Annotated in this window: 15 protein-coding genes; 9 read left to right on the forward strand and 6 right to left on the reverse strand. The window is 76.1% G+C overall.

The window, feature by feature from the left end; genetic code table 11:
• Position 1: 1 nt before the first annotated feature.
• Together ACI792_RS09170 and ACI792_RS09175 are read left to right on the forward strand one after the other, a co-directional pair.
• Complete coding sequence (locus tag ACI792_RS09170) at positions 2-1,504, forward strand: dihydrolipoamide acetyltransferase family protein (protein WP_456602326.1); 1,503 nt, start codon at positions 2-4, stop codon at positions 1,502-1,504.
• Positions 1,505-1,529: 25 nt separating this feature from the next.
• Positions 1,530-1,910, forward strand: a complete 381-nt coding sequence (locus ACI792_RS09175) for a hypothetical protein (protein ID WP_456602327.1) — start codon at positions 1,530-1,532, stop codon at positions 1,908-1,910.
• Between the two features lie 43 nt (positions 1,911-1,953).
• Here ACI792_RS09175 and ACI792_RS09180 read toward each other — a convergent pair whose 3' ends face one another.
• A complete protein-coding gene (locus ACI792_RS09180) occupies positions 1,954-2,514 on the reverse strand; it encodes a hypothetical protein (protein WP_456602328.1) in 561 nt (186 codons plus the stop codon).
• Between the two features lie 197 nt (positions 2,515-2,711).
• Between ACI792_RS09180 and ACI792_RS09185 the strand changes: the two genes are divergently transcribed.
• The 4 genes from ACI792_RS09185 to ACI792_RS09200 all read left to right on the forward strand — a co-directional run bounded on the left by ACI792_RS09185 (position 2,712) and on the right by ACI792_RS09200 (position 6,299).
• A complete protein-coding gene (locus ACI792_RS09185; protein ID WP_456602329.1) occupies positions 2,712-3,917 on the forward strand; it encodes a sensor histidine kinase in 1,206 nt (401 codons plus the stop codon).
• Positions 3,914-4,573 carry a response regulator gene (locus ACI792_RS09190; RefSeq protein WP_456602330.1) on the forward strand — a complete coding sequence of 220 codons (660 nt, stop codon included), beginning with the start codon at positions 3,914-3,916 and terminating at the stop codon, positions 4,571-4,573. Before ACI792_RS09185 ends, ACI792_RS09190 begins: the two co-directional genes overlap by 4 nt.
• 4 nt (positions 4,574-4,577) lie before the next feature.
• A complete protein-coding gene (locus ACI792_RS09195) occupies positions 4,578-5,750 on the forward strand; it encodes an AGE family epimerase/isomerase (RefSeq protein WP_456602331.1) in 1,173 nt (390 codons plus the stop codon).
• A gap of 81 nt (positions 5,751-5,831) precedes the next feature.
• Positions 5,832-6,299: an SRPBCC family protein gene (locus ACI792_RS09200; protein WP_456580405.1), complete on the forward strand. Its 468-nt coding sequence runs from the start codon at positions 5,832-5,834 to the stop codon at positions 6,297-6,299.
• 146 nt (positions 6,300-6,445) lie between these two features.
• On the opposite strand, the gene ACI792_RS09205 is transcribed toward ACI792_RS09200, so the two are convergent.
• Genes ACI792_RS09205 through ACI792_RS09215 form a run of 3 tightly spaced genes read right to left on the reverse strand, consistent with a single transcriptional unit; the run spans position 6,446 to position 10,872 of the window.
• Positions 6,446-9,055, reverse strand: coding sequence for a fructose-specific PTS transporter subunit EIIC (locus tag ACI792_RS09205; RefSeq protein ID WP_456602332.1), 2,610 nt, complete (start codon positions 9,053-9,055; stop codon positions 6,446-6,448).
• An 18-nt stretch (positions 9,056-9,073) separates the two neighbouring features.
• Positions 9,074-10,105: a 1-phosphofructokinase family hexose kinase gene (locus ACI792_RS09210; RefSeq protein WP_456602333.1), complete on the reverse strand. Its 1,032-nt coding sequence runs from the start codon at positions 10,103-10,105 to the stop codon at positions 9,074-9,076.
• A complete protein-coding gene (locus ACI792_RS09215) occupies positions 10,102-10,872 on the reverse strand; it encodes a DeoR/GlpR family DNA-binding transcription regulator (RefSeq protein WP_456602334.1) in 771 nt (256 codons plus the stop codon). Before ACI792_RS09215 ends, ACI792_RS09210 begins: the two co-directional genes overlap by 4 nt.
• Positions 10,873-11,022: 150 nt before the next feature.
• Between ACI792_RS09215 and ACI792_RS09220 the strand changes: the two genes are divergently transcribed.
• From ACI792_RS09220 to ACI792_RS09230, 3 genes are all read left to right on the forward strand, one after another.
• On the forward strand, positions 11,023-12,720 hold the full coding sequence (locus ACI792_RS09220) for a putative PEP-binding protein (RefSeq protein ID WP_456602335.1): 1,698 nt from the start codon (positions 11,023-11,025) through the stop codon (positions 12,718-12,720).
• A gap of 132 nt (positions 12,721-12,852) precedes the next feature.
• Entirely contained in the window at positions 12,853-13,002 is a 150-nt protein-coding gene (locus ACI792_RS09225) for a hypothetical protein (protein ID WP_456580996.1), read from the forward strand.
• A gap of 170 nt (positions 13,003-13,172) precedes the next feature.
• Positions 13,173-15,266, forward strand: coding sequence for a diguanylate cyclase domain-containing protein (locus tag ACI792_RS09230; protein WP_456602336.1), 2,094 nt, complete (start codon positions 13,173-13,175; stop codon positions 15,264-15,266).
• Between the two features lie 4 nt (positions 15,267-15,270).
• Here ACI792_RS09230 and ACI792_RS09235 read toward each other — a convergent pair whose 3' ends face one another.
• Positions 15,271-16,104 (reverse strand): tyrosine-protein phosphatase, encoded by an 834-nt coding sequence (locus tag ACI792_RS09235; protein ID WP_456602337.1) that lies wholly within the window; start codon positions 16,102-16,104, stop codon positions 15,271-15,273.
• Between the two features lie 32 nt (positions 16,105-16,136).
• Positions 16,137-17,705: a chitinase gene (locus tag ACI792_RS09240; RefSeq protein WP_456602338.1), complete on the reverse strand. Its 1,569-nt coding sequence runs from the start codon at positions 17,703-17,705 to the stop codon at positions 16,137-16,139.
• Between the last annotated feature and the right edge of the window lie 273 nt (positions 17,706-17,978).

A 17,978-nucleotide genomic window follows, 5' to 3' on the forward strand; every position in this document is an offset into this window, starting at 1 on the left:
CGTGGCCCAGCGACAGTTCAAGCTGCCCGACGTCGGTGAGGGGCTCACCGAGGGCGAGATCCTCCAGTGGCTCGTGGCCGTCGGCGACACCATCACCGTCAACCAGCCGCTGTGCGAGGTGGAGACGGCGAAGGCCGCCGTCGAGCTGCCCTCACCGTGGGCCGGCACCGTCGTCGAGCTGCTGCACGAGGCCGGCACGACGGTCGACGTCGGGGAGCCGATCATCACCGTCGACGTGGGCGGCGACGCCCCGGCGGCGGAGCCGGCCGGCGAGGGCGCCGCGACCGGCGAGGAGCCGGCCGCGGGGCTGATCGGCGGGGCCGCCCCGGGTGGGCGCACCGCCGTGCTGGTCGGCTACGGCCCGCGGACGACCGAGGCCCGCCGCCGGCCGCGCCGCTCGGGCGCCGCGGCCGCCGCCCGCGCCACCGCGCTGCCCGGCGCCGACTACGGCTCAGGCGGCACCGACCGGCCGCCCCTGCCCTCCGACGACGGCCCGCCGCTGCTGGCCACGGCCCCCGACATGCGCAGCAAGCCGGTGCGCCACGGCGGGCTGGAGGTCGGCCGCCAGGCCGAGGCCGCCGCCCGCCGTGAGGAGGCCGCGCCGTCGCGCGGGTCCGCCCCCGGCCGGCGCGGACCCCGCCCGCTGGCCAAGCCGCCGGTGCGCAAGTACGCCAAGGATCTCGGCGTGGACCTGACCACGGTCTCGGGGACGGGCACCGACGGCTGCATCACCCGGGCCGACGTCGACGCCGCCGTCGCCGCGCGGGCCGACGGCGCCGGCGCCCAGGCCCCCGTCGCGGGCACCGCCGGGGAGCAGCGGATCCCGGTCAAGGGGGTCCGCAAGGCCACCGCGGCCGCGATGGTGGCCAGCGCCTTCACCGCCCCGCACGTCACGGAGTTCCTGACCGTCGACGTCACCCGGATGATGAAGCTGCGCAGCCGGCTGGCCGCCCGGCCCGAGCTCGCCGGGGTGAAGGTCAGCCCGCTGCTGTTCGTGGCCAAGGCGGTGCTCCTGGCGGCCCAGCGGCACCCGATGGTGAACAGCTCCTGGGACGAGGCGGCGCAGGAGATCGTCGTCCACGGCCAGGTCAACCTCGGCATCGCCGCGGCCACGCCTCGCGGGCTGGTGGTGCCCAACATCAAGGACGCCGGCCGGCTCTCCCTGGCCGAGCTCGCCGGCGCGCTGGCCGAGCTGACCGAGACGGCGCGGGCCGGGCGCACCGCCCCGGGCGACATGACCGGCGGCACGCTCACCATCACCAACGTGGGCGTCTTCGGGGTCGACACCGGGACGCCGATCCTCAACCCCGGGGAGTCGGTGATCCTCGCCTTCGGCGCCGTGCGGGAGTTGCCGTGGGTGCACAAGGGCAAGGTCCGCCCCCGGCAGGTGACCCAGTTGGCGCTGAGCTTCGACCACCGCATCGTCGACGGCGAGCTGGGGTCGAGGTTCCTGGCCGACGTGGGGGCGCTGCTGCACGATCCGGGCGCGGCGCTGGCCTTCTGACCGGCGCGCGCGGGAGGGTGGCTCCGTGGATCGACGTCGGACGGCTCTCGTCCTGCTGCTGCTCTTCGCGCTCTGCAGCGGCGTGGCCATCGTCGTCAGCGGGAGCCGGCCGGGGCCCGAGCAGGGCCTCGCGCCGTCGCTGGCCCAGTTCACCGGCCATGCGCTGGCCCTCGCCGCCGCCGTGCTCCTCCTGGCCTCGCCGGGAGAGAGCGCGGTCGGCGGTCCCCGGCGGGTGGGAGGAGTCGTCCTCGTCGCCCTCCTGGTCCTGGTGGTGCTGGACCTGGTGGCGGCGGACGGGCCGAACATCGCCGCCGGGGCGGTGCACCTGCTCGGGCTCGTGGTGATCATGGTGGCCACCGTGCGACTGGCGCTGGGCCTCGCGGCCGACCGGCCGGCAGCGCGGTAGCGGTCCCCGCCCGAGGCGCGGGGACCGCCAGGGCCCTGCGGGGTCAGCCGCGGCCGGCGAGCTGCCCGCGCAGCATCAGCCAGCCGACGACGGCCAGGTACGCGCCCACCGGCACACCGCCCCCGAGCTGGGACAGGAGCAGGAAGACCGGCGTCACCAGGGGCAGGAGCGCGACGATCGGTCGGGGCACCTGACGGCCACGCCGGAGGGAGACGGCCAGGCCGGCCGATCCGAGGAACCAGAGGGCGTTCGCCACGAGCGCCACCGCGGGGAAGAAGGAGAGGTCCTCCCCGTTGATGGCGCTCGACAGCATCCCGGCCGACAGGAGCACCGTCCCGGCCGAGGCGACCTGCGCGGCCCGGCGGGAGCCACCCAGCGCGGCCAGCCGGAGGTAGAGGACCGGCAGCGCCCAGAGCATGACGCTGGTGCCGACGAGCATGGCGGCGGTCCGCGGGTCGATGGCGGGGTCGGTGTCCTGCGGGTACAGCACCTGGGTCACGCCGACGGCGACCGAGATGCCGGCGGCGACGAGCGTCGCGATGCCGGCGGCGCGGTCGGGGCGCCGTGCGGTCGTGGTTCGGGCGGAGGGGGAGAGGGTGGTCACGGGAGCTCCTCGGGTCGTGGAAAGCGCCTGGTCAGGCCGTCGCCGAGAAAGCTAGGAGCGTCCGGCCCCGCCCGGCATCGGCCGCGGGTCCACATCGCGCGCCGCGGGGTCGCAACGCCGGTGTCGACCTTGGTCGAACCCCGGTGTCGCCCCGAGGTGGACGCCGGGGTCCGGTGGCGAGCCGTAGGTTCCCCTCCGTGACCACGACCGCAGACGGGGCTCCGGGCCCGGCCCCCGCGGTGCACCCCGCGGTCGCCGCCGCGTCGGTCCCCCGCTGGACCAGCGGGCTGGACGTCGCCGTCGCCGCCGGGCTGGCCGTCTGGGGACTGCTGGAGGTGCTCCTCTCCCCGGAGCTGGCCGCGACGCCGGCCACCCTCTTCGTGCTGGTCGCGACGCTGCCCCTCGCGCTGCGCCGGAGGTTCCCCGGCTCGGTCACCGTCGTGGTGTCGGTCGCCCTGGTGGTGCACGCGGCGACGGCGGAGGCGGCGGCGACGTTCACGCCCTTCCCCAGCCTGCTGCTCGCCGCCTTCACCGTCGCGGTGCACGTCGCCCCCCTACCGGCCGCCGTCGGCCTGGGCCTGGTGCCCGTGATCGCGATGGGTGCGGCGGGGCAGCTCGGCTACTTCGGCGTCGAGGCGACGCAGCCGCGCTCGGTCATCCTGCTGTTCTTCTTCGTCGCCGGCGCCTGGACCGGCGGGCGCGTCGTCCACCACCGCGCCCTGGCCGCCCTGCGGGCCGAGCAGAGCTCGGCCGACGCCGCCGGGCGGGCGGTCGCCGCCGAACGGGCCCGCATCGCGCGGGAGCTGCACGACGTCGTCGCGCACGCGGTGTCGGTCGTGGTCCTGCAGACCGGCGCGGCCGAGCTCTTCGTCGGCCGCGATCCCGACCGCGCGCGCGACCACATCGGCATGGCGCGTCGCACGGCGACGGAGGCGATGGCCGAGATGCGGCACCTGCTCGACGTCCTGCGGGAGGGCGAGGCGGTCTACGTGCCGCAGCCGGGCATCGAGCGGCTGCCCGACCTGGTGGACGAGGCCCGCGGCGCCGGGCTCGACGTCGCCCTCGACGTCGCCGTGGACCAGCCGGTGCCCGACGGCCCGTCGCTGGCGGTCTACCGGATCGTGCAGGAGTCGCTGACCAACGTGCTCCGGCACGCCCCCGGCGCGCGGACGGCCGTGGCCGTCGCCCGGCGCGGGGACACGGTCACCGTGACGGTCCGCGACTCCGGACGCCGGGCCGGCGCCGCCGGGCCGGAGCTCGCGCCGGAAGGGCTGCGCGGGGGCGGTCACGGGCTGCCCGGGATGCGCGAGCGGGTCCGCGTCTACGGCGGATCGCTCGCCGTCGGTCCCGAGCCCGACGGCGGCTGGTCGGTCCGCGCCGTCCTCCCGGTGACGGCACCGTGAGCGAGCGGCTGCGCGTGGTCGTCGCCGACGACCACGCCCTGGTCCGGTCCGGCATCACGGGACTGCTCGAGGCCGGCGACGTCGAGGTGGTCGGCGAGGCCGCCGACGGGGTGCAGGCGGTGGAGCTGGCGCTGCGGCTGCGCCCCGACGTCGTCGTCATGGACGTGCGCATGCCGCGCCTGGACGGGATCGAGGCGACCCGGCGGCTCCGCCGGGAGCCCGGGAGCCCCCAGGTGCTGGTGCTCACCACCTTCGACCTCGACGAGTACGTCTTCCGCGCGCTCGAGGCCGGTGCGGCGGGCTTCCTCCTGAAGGACGCGCCGCCCGGCCGGCTGGTCGACGCCGTGCGCACCGTCGCCGAGGGCGAGGCGCTGCTGGCCCCCGCCGTCACCCGCCGGCTGATCGAGCGGCACCTCCGGGCGGCGATCGCCCCGCCGCAGCCGGTCGCCGGCCTCAGCCCGCGCGAGCGCGAGGTCTGGTTGCTGGTCGCCCAGGGCCTCTCCAACGCCGAGATCGCCGCCCACCTGGTCGTCACGGAGGCCACGGTGAAGGCGCACGTCACCCGGCTGCTGGCCAAGCTCGGGGTCCGCGACCGGGTGCAGGCCGTCGTCCGGGCCTACGAGACGGGCCTCGTGCGGCCGGGCGGGCCAGGATGAGGGCGTGAGGGCTGCGCGGACCGACCTCGACCGGCTGCTGGACTTCGCGGCGCGGTCGCGGCTGCCCGACGGGTTCGGCTACCTGGGCTCGGACGGGGCGGTGCTGCCGCGGCCGCAGGAGACGTGGATCGTCGCCCGGATGACCCACGTCTTCGGGCTGGCCGCGCTCCTCGGCCGGCCCGGGGCGGACGAACTGGTCCGGCACGGCGTCGCCGCGCTGCGCTCCGGCCCGCTCCACGACGCCGTGCACGGCGGGTGGCGCGCGACGGGGGACGACGACGCCAAGGCCGCCTACGTGCACGCGTTCGTCGTCCTCGCCGGCGCGACGGCGACCACCGCGGGGGCCGACGGCGGCCGCGGCCTGCTCGACGAGGCCGTCGCCGTCTGGCAGGACCGCTTCTGGGACGCCGACGCCGGGCTCGCGGTCGACGAGTGGGACGCCGGCTGGACGCGGCTGTCCGGTTACCGGGGGGCCAACGCGAACATGCACGGCGTCGAGGCGGTGCTCGCCGCCGCCGACGCGGTCGACGACACCGCCCTCGCCGACCGGCTGCGCGGGCAGGCGCTGCGCAGCACCGAGCGGATCGTGCACGGCTTCGCCCGCGAGCGGGCCTGGCGCCTGCCCGAGCACTTCACCGCCGCGTGGGAGCCGCTGCCCGACCACAACCGCGACCGCCCGGCCGACCCGTTCCAGCCCTACGGCGTCACGGTCGGGCACCAGTTCGAGTGGGCCCGCCTCGCACTGCACCTGCGGGCCGCCCTGCCCGATCCGCCGTCCTGGCTGCTCGAGGACGCCGTCGCGCTCTTCGACGCGGCGGCGAGGCGGGGGTGGGCCGCCGACGGGCGCGAGGGCTTCCCGTACACGCTGGACTGGGACGACCGGCCGGTCGTCGGCGCGCGCATGCACTGGGTGCTCTGCGAGGCGGTCGCGGCCGCCGCCGTCCTGGCCAGGGTCACCGGTGAGGAGCGCTACCGGGGGCTGGCCGAGCGCTGGCGGGTGCACGGGGAGGAGCGGTTCGCCGACCCCGCCACGGGGAGCTGGCACCACGAGCTGACCCCCACCGGAGAGGTCGCCGAGGGCACCTGGGCCGGGCAGCCGGACGCCTACCACCTGGCCCAGATGCTGCTGGTGGCGGACCGGCCGGTGCGCGGGAGCATCGCGGCCGCGCTGCGCTGAGCAGCGCGGACCACGTGTCGGCCCCGCCGGCGCGGGGTAGGTGGCGGCCCGACCGAACAAGCGATACGAGGAGCTGAGAACGTGGCCAGCGTGCAGGAGTCCGTCGACGTCGACGTCCCGATCCGCGTCGCCTACGACCAGTGGACGCAGTTCGAGACCTTCCCGAAGTTCATGGGCGGTGTCGAGAGGATCACGCAGATCGACGAGACCCACACCCACTGGGTCACCAACATCGACGGCGTGAAGCGCGAGTTCGACGCCGAGATCACCGAGCAGCACCCCGAGGAGCGGGTGGCCTGGACCAGCACCAGCGGCGATGCCAAGCACGCGGGCGTGGTGACGTTCCACCGGCTGGACGACGCCAAGACCCGCGTCATGATCCAGATCGACTGGGAGCCCACCGGGCTGGTCGAGAAGGCCGGCGCCGCGCTCGGCTTCGACGACCGGCAGGTCAAGGCCGACGCGAAGAAGTTCAAGGAGTTCATCGAGAGCCGCGGCACCGAGACCGGTGCCTGGCGCGGTGACGTGCCGCGCCCCGACCAGTCCTGACCCCGGCGATGATCAGGTGACCTGATCCCCCGGTGTCCTCCCTCACCGCACGCGCTGAGGGAGGACACGCCACGATCAGGTCACCTGATCATGGACGACGGCGACGGCGCCCACCCGCGCGGGGAGGGCGTCGTCGCCGTCTCGGGTCACTCCGCGTCGAGGTCCTGGGCGACGAGGTCCGCGATGCGGTCCAGCGCGGCCTGGTCCTCGCTGGCGACGATCACCTCCGAGCCCTGCTTCGCGCCGAGGGTCATGATCATCAACGGCGAACCGGCGTCGACCGGGTTGCCGCCGGGGGTGGCGAGGGTGACGGGCACCCCGGCCTTCCCGACGGCCTCGGCGATCAGCGCGGCCGGGCGGGCGTGCAGCCCCACCCGGGAGCCGACGGTCACGGTCTGACTGGGCATGTGTCCTCTTCTCGCTGTCGTGCTGGGGGAGGCGGCGCCCTCGCAGGGTCCCATCGCGAGCGTGCGAGCGCTGGGGGGCGAGGGGGTTCTTCTCCTGGCGGTCAGGCCGTGGGGGGGGGGGGGGGGGGGGGGGGGGGGGGGGGGGGGGGGGGGGGGGGGGGGGGGGGGGGGGGGGGGGCGGGGGGGGGGGTGGGGGGGGGGGGGTGGGGGACGCGCCCGCCCCCCCCCGCCCGCCCCCCCCCCCCCCCCCACGGGGGTCGGGTTGTGCGCGTGCGCCAGGTCGACGGCGTCCTCCGGGGCGTCGTCGGGATCGCTGCGCCCGAAGCTCTTGGCGAGCGTGACCGCGATGCCACCCACGACGGCGCCGATGGCGATGGCCAGCAGCCACAGCAGGACGTTGCTGATCGCGAAGAAGACGAACACCCCGCCGTGCGGAGCCCGCGCCTCGATCCCCAGGACGGCGACGATGGCACCGGTGGTCGCGCCGCCGAGCATCATCGACGGGATGACCCGGACGGGGTCGGCCGCGGCGAAGGGGATGGCCCCCTCGGAGATGAACGAGAGGCCGAGCAGCCAGGCCGCCTTGCCGTTCTCCCGCTCCGCGGCCGTGTAGAGCCTCGAGCGGATCGCGGTGCTGAGCGCCATGGCCAGCGGGGGCACCATCCCGGCGGCCATCACGGTCGCCATGATCGTGAACGAGCCGCTGGTCTGCGAGGCCAGGCCGGCGGTGGCGAAGAGGTACGCCGCCTTGTTGACCGGTCCACCCAGGTCGAAGGACATCATCAGGCCGAGGATGATCCCGAGCAGGATGGCCGAGGACCCGCTGAGGCCGTTGAGCCAGTTCCCCAGCCCCTCGAGCGCCGCCGCGAGCGGGCGCCCCAGCAGCATGACCATGATGCCGCTGGAGATCAGCGTCGCGAGGAGCGGGATGATCACGACGGGCTGGAGCCCCCGCACGCCGGAGGGCAGCTTCCAGCGGCTGATCCACAGGGCCACCAGGCCGGCGAGGATGCCGCCCACCAGGCCGCCGAGGAAGCCGGCGCCCACGGTCAGCGAAACCGCGCCGACGACGAAGCCGGGCGCGATGCCCGGCCGGTCGGCGATGGCGTACGCGATGTAGCCGGCGAGGGCCGGGACGAGGAAGGCGAACGCCGCCTGCCCGAGGACCGTGCAGACCGCGCCGAGGTAGCCGAGGATGCCGAACCGGAGCTCCTCGGTGCTCTGGCCGACCGGGAGGTCGAGCAGCGAGTTGTTCAGCACCCAGCTCAGGGCGTAGCTCTGGCCCTCGGCGTCGGGGTTGCCGCTGACGATCTGGTAGCCCCCGAGCGCGAACCCCAGCGCGATGAGCAGGCCGCCCGCGGCGACGAACGGGATCATGTAGCTCACGCCGGTGAGCAGCCAGCGGCGGATCTCGGTGGCCGTTCCCGGACGCCCCCCGGCGCCGGACGGGGCCGCGGCGCCCGACGCGCTGCCGGACACGCGGCGTGCGTCCGGGTCGTGCGCGGCGGCCAGCGCCTCGCGGATCATCACGTCGGGCTCGTTGATGGCCCGTTTGGTGCCGCTCTGCACGAGCGGCTTGCCCGCGAACCGGTCCTGGTCGCGGACCCCGACGTCGACGGCGAAGATCACGGCGTCGGCGGCGCGGATGACGGCCGGGTCGAGCGGGGTGGAGCCCGAGGAGCCCTGCGTCTCGACGTGGACGTCGACGCCGGCGGCCTCGCCGGCGGCGGCCAGCTTGTCGGCGGCCATGTAGGTGTGCGCGATGCCCGTGGGGCAGGCGCTGACCACGACGACGCTCCTGCGGGCAGCGGGCTCCGACGGCGGCCCTCCGGCGGGAGCGGTGGCAGGCGCGGTCGCCGCCGAGCCCGCGGTCGCCCCGGCCGGTGCCGCCGCGGGCGCCGGGGAGACGACCTCCTCCACGAGGGCCACGATCTCCGCGTCCGAGGTCGCCGACCGCAGCGAGGCGACGAACTCCGGCCGCACCAGGGCCCGCGCCAGGGCGGTCAGCAGGGTGAGGTGGTCGGCATCGCCGTGCGCGGGGGCGGCGATGAGGAAGGCGAGGTCGGCCGGGCCGTCGGGGGCGCCGAAGTCCACCTTCGGGGAGAGGCGGGCGAAGGCGAGCGACGGCTCGGTCACCGCCTCGGAGCGGCAGTGCGGGATCGCGATGCCCCCGGGCAGGCCGGTCGCCGCCTGCGCCTCGCGGGCCAGGACGTCGGCCTGCAGGGCGTCGGCGTCGGTGGCCCGGCCGGCGGCGGCGACCAGTTCGGCCAGCCGGCGGACGACCGCGGCCTTGTCCGGCCCGAGATCGGCGTCGAGCGCCACCAGGTCGGGAGTGATCAGTGCGGGCATGGGCCTCTCCCGGAGGAGTCAGAGGGCGTCCCGGCCGACGGCCGGGACGGGGTTCGGGACGGTGGGACTCGTGCTGCCGGGTAGCCCGGCGGTGACCCGTACGGCCGGACCGTCCACCTGGGCCGGGGTGGGGACGGCGGATCCGGGGAGCGACGCGCTGGCCGCTCCGTAGGCGACGGCGTTGCGCAGCCGCTCGGCCGGCGGCGCGCCGGCCAGGGAGGCGAGGAGGTGGCCGGCGAGGCTGCAGTCGCCGGCGCCGACCGTGCTGCGGACGGTCACCCGCGGCGGACGGGCGGACCAGAGCTCGCCGTCGGCCGTGGAGAGGAGCGCGCCGTCCGCGCCGAGCGTGAGCAGCACCTCGGCGACACCGCGATCGTGCAGCGAGCGCACCGCGGCGAGCATCGCGGCCGGGTCGCGCAGCACCTCCTCCTCGGTGAGACCGGCCAGCTGGGCCAGCTCCTCGGCGTTCGGCTTCAGGAGGTCGGGAGCGGCGTCGGGCCCCGCGGACAGCAGCGCGACGAGGGGTGCCTCGCTGGTGTCCACGGCGATGCGCGCCCCGGTGTCCCGAAGCGAGCGGACGAGGTCGGCGTACCAGTCGGCCGGCGTCGACGGCGGCAGGGAGCCGGAGAGGACGACCCACTCCGCGGCTGCGGCGTGCCCGTGCAGGACGCCGCTGAGCGCGCTCCGCGAGACCTCGGTGAGCGGGGCGCCCGGCTCGTTCAGCTTCGTCGTCGTGCCGGCCGGGTCGACCAGCGTGTAGTTGGTCCGCACGGGGGTCTGGACGGGGACGGTGGCCAGCTCGAGGCCGAGGGCGCGCAGCGCCGTGACGATCGGGTCCGACGCCGCCGCCGGGAGGATCGACACCACGTCGCCGCCCGCCGCGGCGAGGGCGCGGGCCACGTTGACCCCCTTGCCCCCCGGCTCGGTGGTGGTCCCGGCCAGCCGCACGATGCCGCCCTGGCCGAGCGGGCCGGGCAGCTCCAGGGTCCGGTCCAGGCTGGGGTTGGCCGTCAGGGTGACGACCCGGCCGGGCCGCCGCGGGCCGGTCACGCGATCACCACCTCGACGCCGGCCTTCTCCAGCTCGGCGACCACCCCGGGATCGGCCTTCTCGTCGGTGACCAGGACGTCGACGTCCTCGATCGCGGCGTAGCGCACCAGGTGCTCGCGTCCCAGCTTGCTGCTGTCGGCGAGCACCACGACCCGCTGCCCGGCCCGCACCATGGCCCGCTTGACCGACGCCTCGGCGTCGTCCGGCGTGGTGAAGCCGTGGTCGGGGGTGATGCCGTTGGCGCCGAGGAACGCCACGTCGACGCGCAGCTCGGCCAGGGCCCGGACGGTCGTCTCGCCCACCGCGCACTGGGTGACGCCGCGGACGCGACCTCCCAGCACGTGCAGCGTGACGCCGCCGGTCCCGGAGAGCCGAGAGGCGATGGGGACCGAGGAGGTGACGGCGAGCAGCCGGCGGTCGGCGGGCAGGAGCTCGGCGAGGGCGGCCGTCGTCGTCCCGCCGTCCAGGACGATGCTGCCCTCCGCGCCGGGCAGGAGAGCCAGGGCCGCCGCGGCGATCGCGCGCTTCTCGTCGCTGTGCGTGCGGTGCCGCTCGCCGAGGCCCGGCTCGACCAGGGTGAGGGCGCCGGCCGGCACGGCTCCGCCGTGCACCCGGCGGAGCGTGCCGGCCCGCTCGAGGACGGCGAGGTCGCGCCGGACGGTCTCCGTGGTCACGCCGAACTCCTCGGCCAGGGCGGCGACGGCCAGCCGGCCGCGATCGGTCACCAGCGCCGCGATCGCCTGCTGGCGCTCCTCGGGATAGAGCACGGGCCCTCCGGGACGGTCGACGGTGTCCGAATGTGTGGCTTCGTCGTTGTGCTTGTGTTGTTTTACGTCCGATCCGTTGACAAGTCAACAGGAATTCGTGACCCTGATCACGGCACCCGCCCTCCCGCACCGGCCTTGAGCGAGGTCCTCATGTCCAGCACCGTCTCCCCGCCCGCGACCGCGGGTCCCGCGGTCCTCACCGGCACCCCGGTGGTCCCAGGGGCTGCCGTCGGGCCCGTCGTCCGCCCCGCGGGGGCGATCCGCCTCCCGGCCGACGACGGCGCCGAGGTGCCCGGCTCGGAGCGGGAGTCGGAGAAGGCCCGCTACGGCGCGGCCGCCGAGGCCGTGGCCGCGCGGCTCACCTCGCGCGCCGCGGCGGCGACCGGGGTGAGCGCGGAGGTCCTCAGCACCACGGCGGGCATCGCGCGGGACCGCGCGCTGCGCACCGCGGCGGAGCAGCGGATCGACGCGGGCGCCCCGGCCGCCGTCGCCGCGGTGCAGGCCGCGCAGCAGTTCATGGACATGTTCGCGGCGCTGGGCGGCCTGATGGCCGAGCGCGTGCCGGACGTGCGCGACGTCCGCGACCGGATCGTCGCCGAGCTCACCGGCCAGGGCGAGCCCGGCGTCCCCGCGCCGGACGTGCCTTCCATCCTGCTCGCCGACGACCTCGCGCCGGCCGACACCGCGGGCCTGGACCCGGCACGGATCCTCGGGCTGGCCACCCGGCTGGGTGGCACGACCAGCCACACCGCGATCATCGCCCGCCAGCTCGGCCTGCCCTGCGTCGTCGGCGTCGGTGGGCTCGACGCGGTCCCCGCCGGGGCCACGGTGCTCCTCGACGGCGAGCAGGGGACGCTGACCGTCGACCCCGAGCCGGAGGAGGCGAGGGCGCGGGTGGCCGCCGCCCGGCTGGCCGCCGAGGCGCTGGCCGGGTACCGGGGGCCGGGGCGCACGAGGGACGGGCACGTCGTCCAGGTGCTGGCCAACGTGCAGGACGGCGCCGGCGCCCGGGCCGCCGCCCGTGCGCACGCCGAGGGGGTCGGGCTGTTCCGGACGGAGCTCGCGTTCCTGGGCCGCGCGGAGGAGCCCTCGGTCGAGGAGCAGGCGACCGGGTACGCCGAGGTCCTGGCGGCCTTCCCGGGCCGGAAGGTCGTCGTCCGGACCCTGGACGCCGGCTCGGACAAGCCGCTGGCCTTCGCCACCCCGCCCGACGAGGCCAACCCGGCGCTCGGCGTCCGCGGCCTGCGGGTCGCCCGCCGCGACCCCGGGCTGCTCGAGCGCCAGCTCGACGCGATCGCCGAGGCGGCGGCGCGGACCGCGTCGACGCCCTGGGTCATGGCGCCGATGGTGGCCACCGTGCCGGAGGCGGCCGGCTTCGCCTCCGCCGTGCGCGCCCGTGGGCTGGTGCCCGGCGTGATGATCGAGGTGCCCTCGGCCGTCCTGCACGCCGAGCGCCTGCTCGCCCACGTGGACTTCCTGTCCATCGGCACCAACGACCTGTCCCAGTACGCCCTCGCCGCCGACCGGCTCTCCGCCGATCTCGCCGAGCTCACCGACCCGTGGCAGCCCGCGCTGCTCGAGCTGGTGGCGCTCACGGCCGCTGCGGGTCGGCGCGCCGGGAAACCGGTCGGCGTCTGCGGGGAGGCTGCCGCCGATCCGCTGCTGGGGTGCGTCCTCGTCGGGCTCGGGGTCAGCTCCCTGTCCTGTGCCACCTCCGCCGTCGCCGGGGTGGGCGCCCGCCTGTCCACCGTCGACCTCGTGGCCTGCCAGCGGGCTGCCGAGGCGGCGCTGGCGTCCGACGAACCGCTGGCGGCCCGAGCGGCGGCTCGCGCGGCCCTCGCCGCGTGACGACTCTCACCCCAACGGATGAGGAACCTTCGGTGGAATCTCAGGTCCGCCGACGTTTCGTCGGATTAGATTGGCAGGTGCCTGCGTTACTACGGCAGCAGGCATCACATTCCGACGAAAGAGGCAACAACGATGAGCAGCGTGACGACCAGCTGGCGGCGGCGTCGGCAGCTGGCGCGTACCCGCCGGGAGCTGAACAAGGCCCTGGCCCGCAGCAGCAGCCCGGCCATGCGTGACGAGCTCCTGACGATGGCCAACGGCAGCCACCTCCTCGGCCGCTGAGCCCCGGCCGCGCGGCGCGCGGCCCGTGAAACCGACCCCGGTTCCCCCTCAGGGACCGGGGTCGCGTGCGTCCCGGCCCGTCCGGGGTGCGCCTCCGACCCGCGACCGCGGTTCACCCGAAGCGGTCGGTTCCGCTCAAGCGGGGGTGCTGGTCCGCCGATCACCGAGCCGTGGGCACACGAGCACCCGCCACCGGCGCCGCGAGCGCCGGCCGGTCGGCCGAGGCGCGGGAGACCCCCGGCATCACCATGGCCGGGGTGCTGCACTACGTCCGCCGCCACGGTGGGGACGACGCCGTCGCCGCGGTGCTGGACCGCGCCGGGCTCGCCGACGTCGCCGACCAGGTCGACGACCAGGCCTGCTGGTGGAGCTACGACACCCGCATCCGGCTGTTCACCGCGGCCACCGAGGTGCTGGGCGACCCGGACACGATGTTCCACGTGGGCGCGGCCGCGATGCGCAGCGGCCTGGGCCACTCCCTGCTGCTGGTCCTGCGTGCGCTCGGCACACCGCGCCAGGTGTTCCGCCAGCTGCCCCGGGCCGCGGCGAAATTCACCACCGTCTCCCGGATGGAGATCCGCGAGACCACCGCGACGTCGGCGACCGTCGCCCTGCACCTGGCCGACGGCTACGCCCACTCGGCGCTGGACTGCGCCTACGCGCGCGGCCTGGCGGTCACGATCCCGGCCATCTTCGGCCTGCCTCCCGGCGTGCTCGCGCAGACCGAGTGCTGCGTCGACGGCACCGGGACCTGCATCTACCGCCTCACCTGGGAGCGGCGGTCGCGGTGGCGCCGCCGACGGCCCGGCGCGGCGGATGCCGACCCGGAGCTGGCGGCGCTGCGGGGACAGCTGCGCACGCTCCAGTCGGCCGCGGGCGACCTCGTCGCCAGCGAGGACCTCGACACCGTCCTCCACCGCATCGTGGCCCGCGCCGGCGAAGCCGTGCTCGCCCCGGCACACCTGCTCGTCGTCACCGCGCCGGGCGGCGGGCCGCCGCTGGTCCACGGCGCCGGCATCCCCGAGCACCAGCTGCCCGCCCTGGCCGCCCGCATCCTCGCCGGGGACGACCTGGACGCCACCGCCGTGGTGGTCGACGTCGCCTCCCCGCGCCGCCGGCACGGCCGGCTGGCCGCGATCTACCCGTCGGGCGACGGCGAGATGACCGACGAGCACGCGATGCTGGCCGCCTACGCGGGGCACGCGGCGGCGGCCCTGGATCTGATCATCGCCCTGCAGGAGGCGCGCACGGAGGCGGGCCGGGCAGGTGCGCTGCTGGAGCTGGCCCACGAGCTGGCCGCCGCGGCGGATGCCGTGGAGGTGGCCGAGCTGGTCACCGCGGCGCTGCTGCGCGTCGTCGGCTGCGCCCGTGCCAGCCTCCTGCTGTGGGATCCCGGTGCCGGGGTGCTGCGGGCGTCCGCGACCGCCGGCCTGTCCGAGGAGCAGGCAGCGGTGATGCGGCTGACCGCGCTGCGTCCCGAGGAGACGCCTGAGCTGATGGGGCTGCTGACCGAGCGGGACCCGCTCGTCCTCGACGACACGACCAGCAGCCCCACCATCCGCGCGCTGCTGCGGGGCGTCGGGAGCGCGCGCGTCGTCGCCGTCCCCCTGCTCGCCGGCTCGGCGTTCCTGGGCGTGGTGACGGTCGGCTGGCAGACCGGGCAGGCGCCCGACGAGCTCGGCGGTGACGTGCTGGCCCGGCTGCGCGGTGTCGGTGACCAGGCCGCCACGGCGCTGCAGAAGGCCCGGCTCCTCGAGACAGTGCGACACCAGGCCACGCACGACGCGCTGACCGGCCTGCCCAACCGCGTCCTCTTCCTGGAGCGGCTGGAGACGACGCTCGCCGCGACCGGTCCCGGCGGCCGGCTCGGGGTGCTGTTCTGCGACCTCGATCGGTTCAAGGAGGTCAACGACTCGCTCGGGCACGCGGCCGGCGACGAGCTCCTGCGCCAGGTGTCGGCGCGGCTGCGCGCCGCCGTCCGCCCCGGGGACACGGTGGGCCGGCTCAGCGGGGACGAGTTCGCCATCGTGCTCCCGGACCTCGCCGATGCCGGCCACGCGCAGCTCCTCGCCGACCGCATCACCGCCTGCTTCGACGAGCCCTTCCGGCTCGAGGGCACCCCCGTGCGGGTCGGCACCAGCGTCGGGGTCGCCGTCCTCGATGAGGAGCGGGCGTGCGACGCCGACGCGCTGCTCCGCGAGGCGGATGCGGCGATGTACCGGGAGAAGCAGCGGCGCGGCCCCTCGGCCCGCGCCGGCCGCTGACCGCTCAGCCGCGCAGCCGCGCCCGCAGCGCCGCCTGCTCGTCGGCGCCGAAGCCGTGCGCGTGCAGCCAGCCGACCGGGCCGTCGAAGCGCTCGTCGAGCAGCGCCAGCAGCCGGTCCATCGTCTCGGCGCGCGGGGTGTGGCTGGCGACGTCGCGGGTGACCATGTCCTCGGCGTAGGTCGGCGAGGTGGCCAGCTTCGCCACCAGCGCGTCGATGATCTCCGCGGTGAGCGCGTAGTCGGCGACGATCTCCTCGTGCGGCACCCCGGCGACCGCGAGCGCCAGGGCGCACACCACGCCGGTGCGGTCCTTGCCGGCCGCGCAGTGCACCACCGACGCGCCCTCGGGAGCCCGGGTGAGCGCCCGCAGGGCCCCGACCACGTTCTCCGAGCGCTGGCCGAGATAGCCCAGGTAGGAGCGCACGGCCGGGGGCTCGCCCTCGTCGTGGGCGGCGACCTGCCGCGGCAGCAGCGACTCGGTCCACCCCGCCGCGAGCTCGGGCCGGGGGTCGTCCTCCTCGACCGCGAAGACGTCGGTGTGGTGCCCCCGCTCGGGCAGCAGGGTGAAGTGCCGGTGGGTGACCTCGGGGACGGCGCGCAGCGGGCCGCGCCCCTCGAGCAGGATCTCCGCGGTGGTGCGCAGGTCGATCACCTGGCGCAGCCCGAGCTCGCCGACCAGGCGCCGGACGTCGGTGTCGGTGAGGGTCTGCAGGTTGTCGCTCCGCAGGATCCGGCCGGTCGCCGTCCGCTCGCCGTCGGTGGTGGGCAGCCCGCCCAGGTCGCGCATGTTCGTGGTGCCGTCGAGGCGGATCCAGCGGTCGGTGTGCGGAGAGGTCACCCCTGGGACGGTACGGCGTCCGCCCCCCGGGCTCAGCTCCCGGCGGGCTCGCCGGGGATCGTGAACAGCGGCCCCCAGGCCTCATCGGGCCCGATCGGGAACAGGGTCCCCGGGGTGGCCCCGCGGTTGGCCCAGCGCGCCTCGTAGGGGAGCCCGTCCAGGAGCACCCGGGCGCCCCGCTGGTAGAGGGCGTCGGGGTTCCACACCTCCGTCACGTCGGTGACGGTCGGCACCGGCTGGGGGGCTGACTCCGTCGTCTGCACCACGCCGAGCAGCGCCCAGGGCGACGGGACACCGGCCGTGGCCGGCACGGACGGGTCGACCCCCATGGCGTACCAGCGGGCCTCGTACACGTTGCCGTGCCACACGACCTTGTAGCCGGCCGGGTACTGGGCCTCGGCCCGCCAGATCGGGTAGGGGCTCGTCGCCGGGTCGTCGACGACCGGCTGACGGCCGGCATCCTCCACGGTGTCGTCGATCTGCACGGCGGGGCCGTCGCCACCGAGGCCGGCGAACGCGGTCACGAAGGCGAGGGCCTCCTGGGGGACGCCGCTGCAGGTGTTCGAGTGGACCGCGACGTCGGCGAAGCTCGCGCCGCAGCCGGTGTCGCGGTTCAGCGACCACAGCGAGAGCCGCCCCAGGCCGGTGGCACGCGCGAACGAGGCGAGCGCCGCGGCGTCGTCGAGGGAGAAGACCTCGCCTTCGACGTCGTTCTGGCCGATCATCGGGGTCGCGCCGATCCGACTCCAGACCTCGCGCTCCCCCAGGGAGGTGCCGATCTCCTCGTACAGGGCGCGGACCTGACCAGCTGTGGCGCGGAGCGCCTGCTCGGTCGCCTCGATCATGGACTGCTCCGCGGGCTTGGCGCCGCCGTAGTCCATCGTCATCACGTTGACGCCGGTCAGCTCCACGCCGCCGGCCAGGGTGGCGCGCACGAGCTCCACGCCCTCGGCGGTCATCCCGGTCGGGGCCACCGGCACGGTGAGCCACACGGCGAGGGGGGAGCCGGCGGCCGCCCGCTCGCGCTGCAGGTCGGCCAGGGCGGCCGCCCGCCGGCCGGCCGCGGCGAGGTCGGCGACGGCGGTGCCCTCCACGTCGAGGTCGACGGCGGAGAGGTCGTAGCGCTCGACGACGTCGCGGTACGCGTCGGTGAGGTCACCGGTGTCCGTGCAGGTGATGGCGAGCTCGTCGTTGACCAGCCCGCCGAAGCTCACCATCACGTCGCCGCCGGCAGACCGCAGCTGGTCGATCCGACGGTCCAGCTCCAGGTCGGTACCGGCCTGCTCGAGGGAGTAGTAGCCGCCCCAGCTGGGTGCGCAGCCGTCCTCCGGGTCGGCCACGACGAAGGCCAGGGCGACGGTTCGCGCGGGGTTGACCGACGGGTCCTGGAACTGGAAGGTCGGGGTCAGGGTCACGTCGACGTAGGGGACGCTCCAGGACAGGCTCGCCGGCTCCGTCCGGTCGGCGGCCTCGGTCACCGAGACGAACGCCCCGCCGGCGACCGCTGCGACGACCAGCAGCAGCAGGCCCACGCGCGCCCAGGACAGCCGGCGCGCCACCGGCTGCTCCTCGTCCCGGGGTGCGGCGCTCGATGCGCCCATGGAAGCCCTCGCTCTCGTCGACGCGGTCCCCGGTCGGGACTGCGGTTGGGTGGTTCGACCTCGGCACAGCCTGCCCCGTGGTGGCACCCGTCCGACCCACGCCGGGCACGGGCCTCATCACGAGGGGTGACCGGGGGCAGCGGCCGGGGCTGCCGCGGCCGCAGGATGCGATCCGACGTGGGGGACGCCGGTCGGACGCCTGGCACCCGTCGGAGTCGACGAGCACGAAGGCGGAACTGATGCGACGAACCCTTCCCGATCCGCGCCGGCCGG

The sequence above is a fragment of the Blastococcus sp. SYSU DS0669 genome (assembly GCF_054050895.1).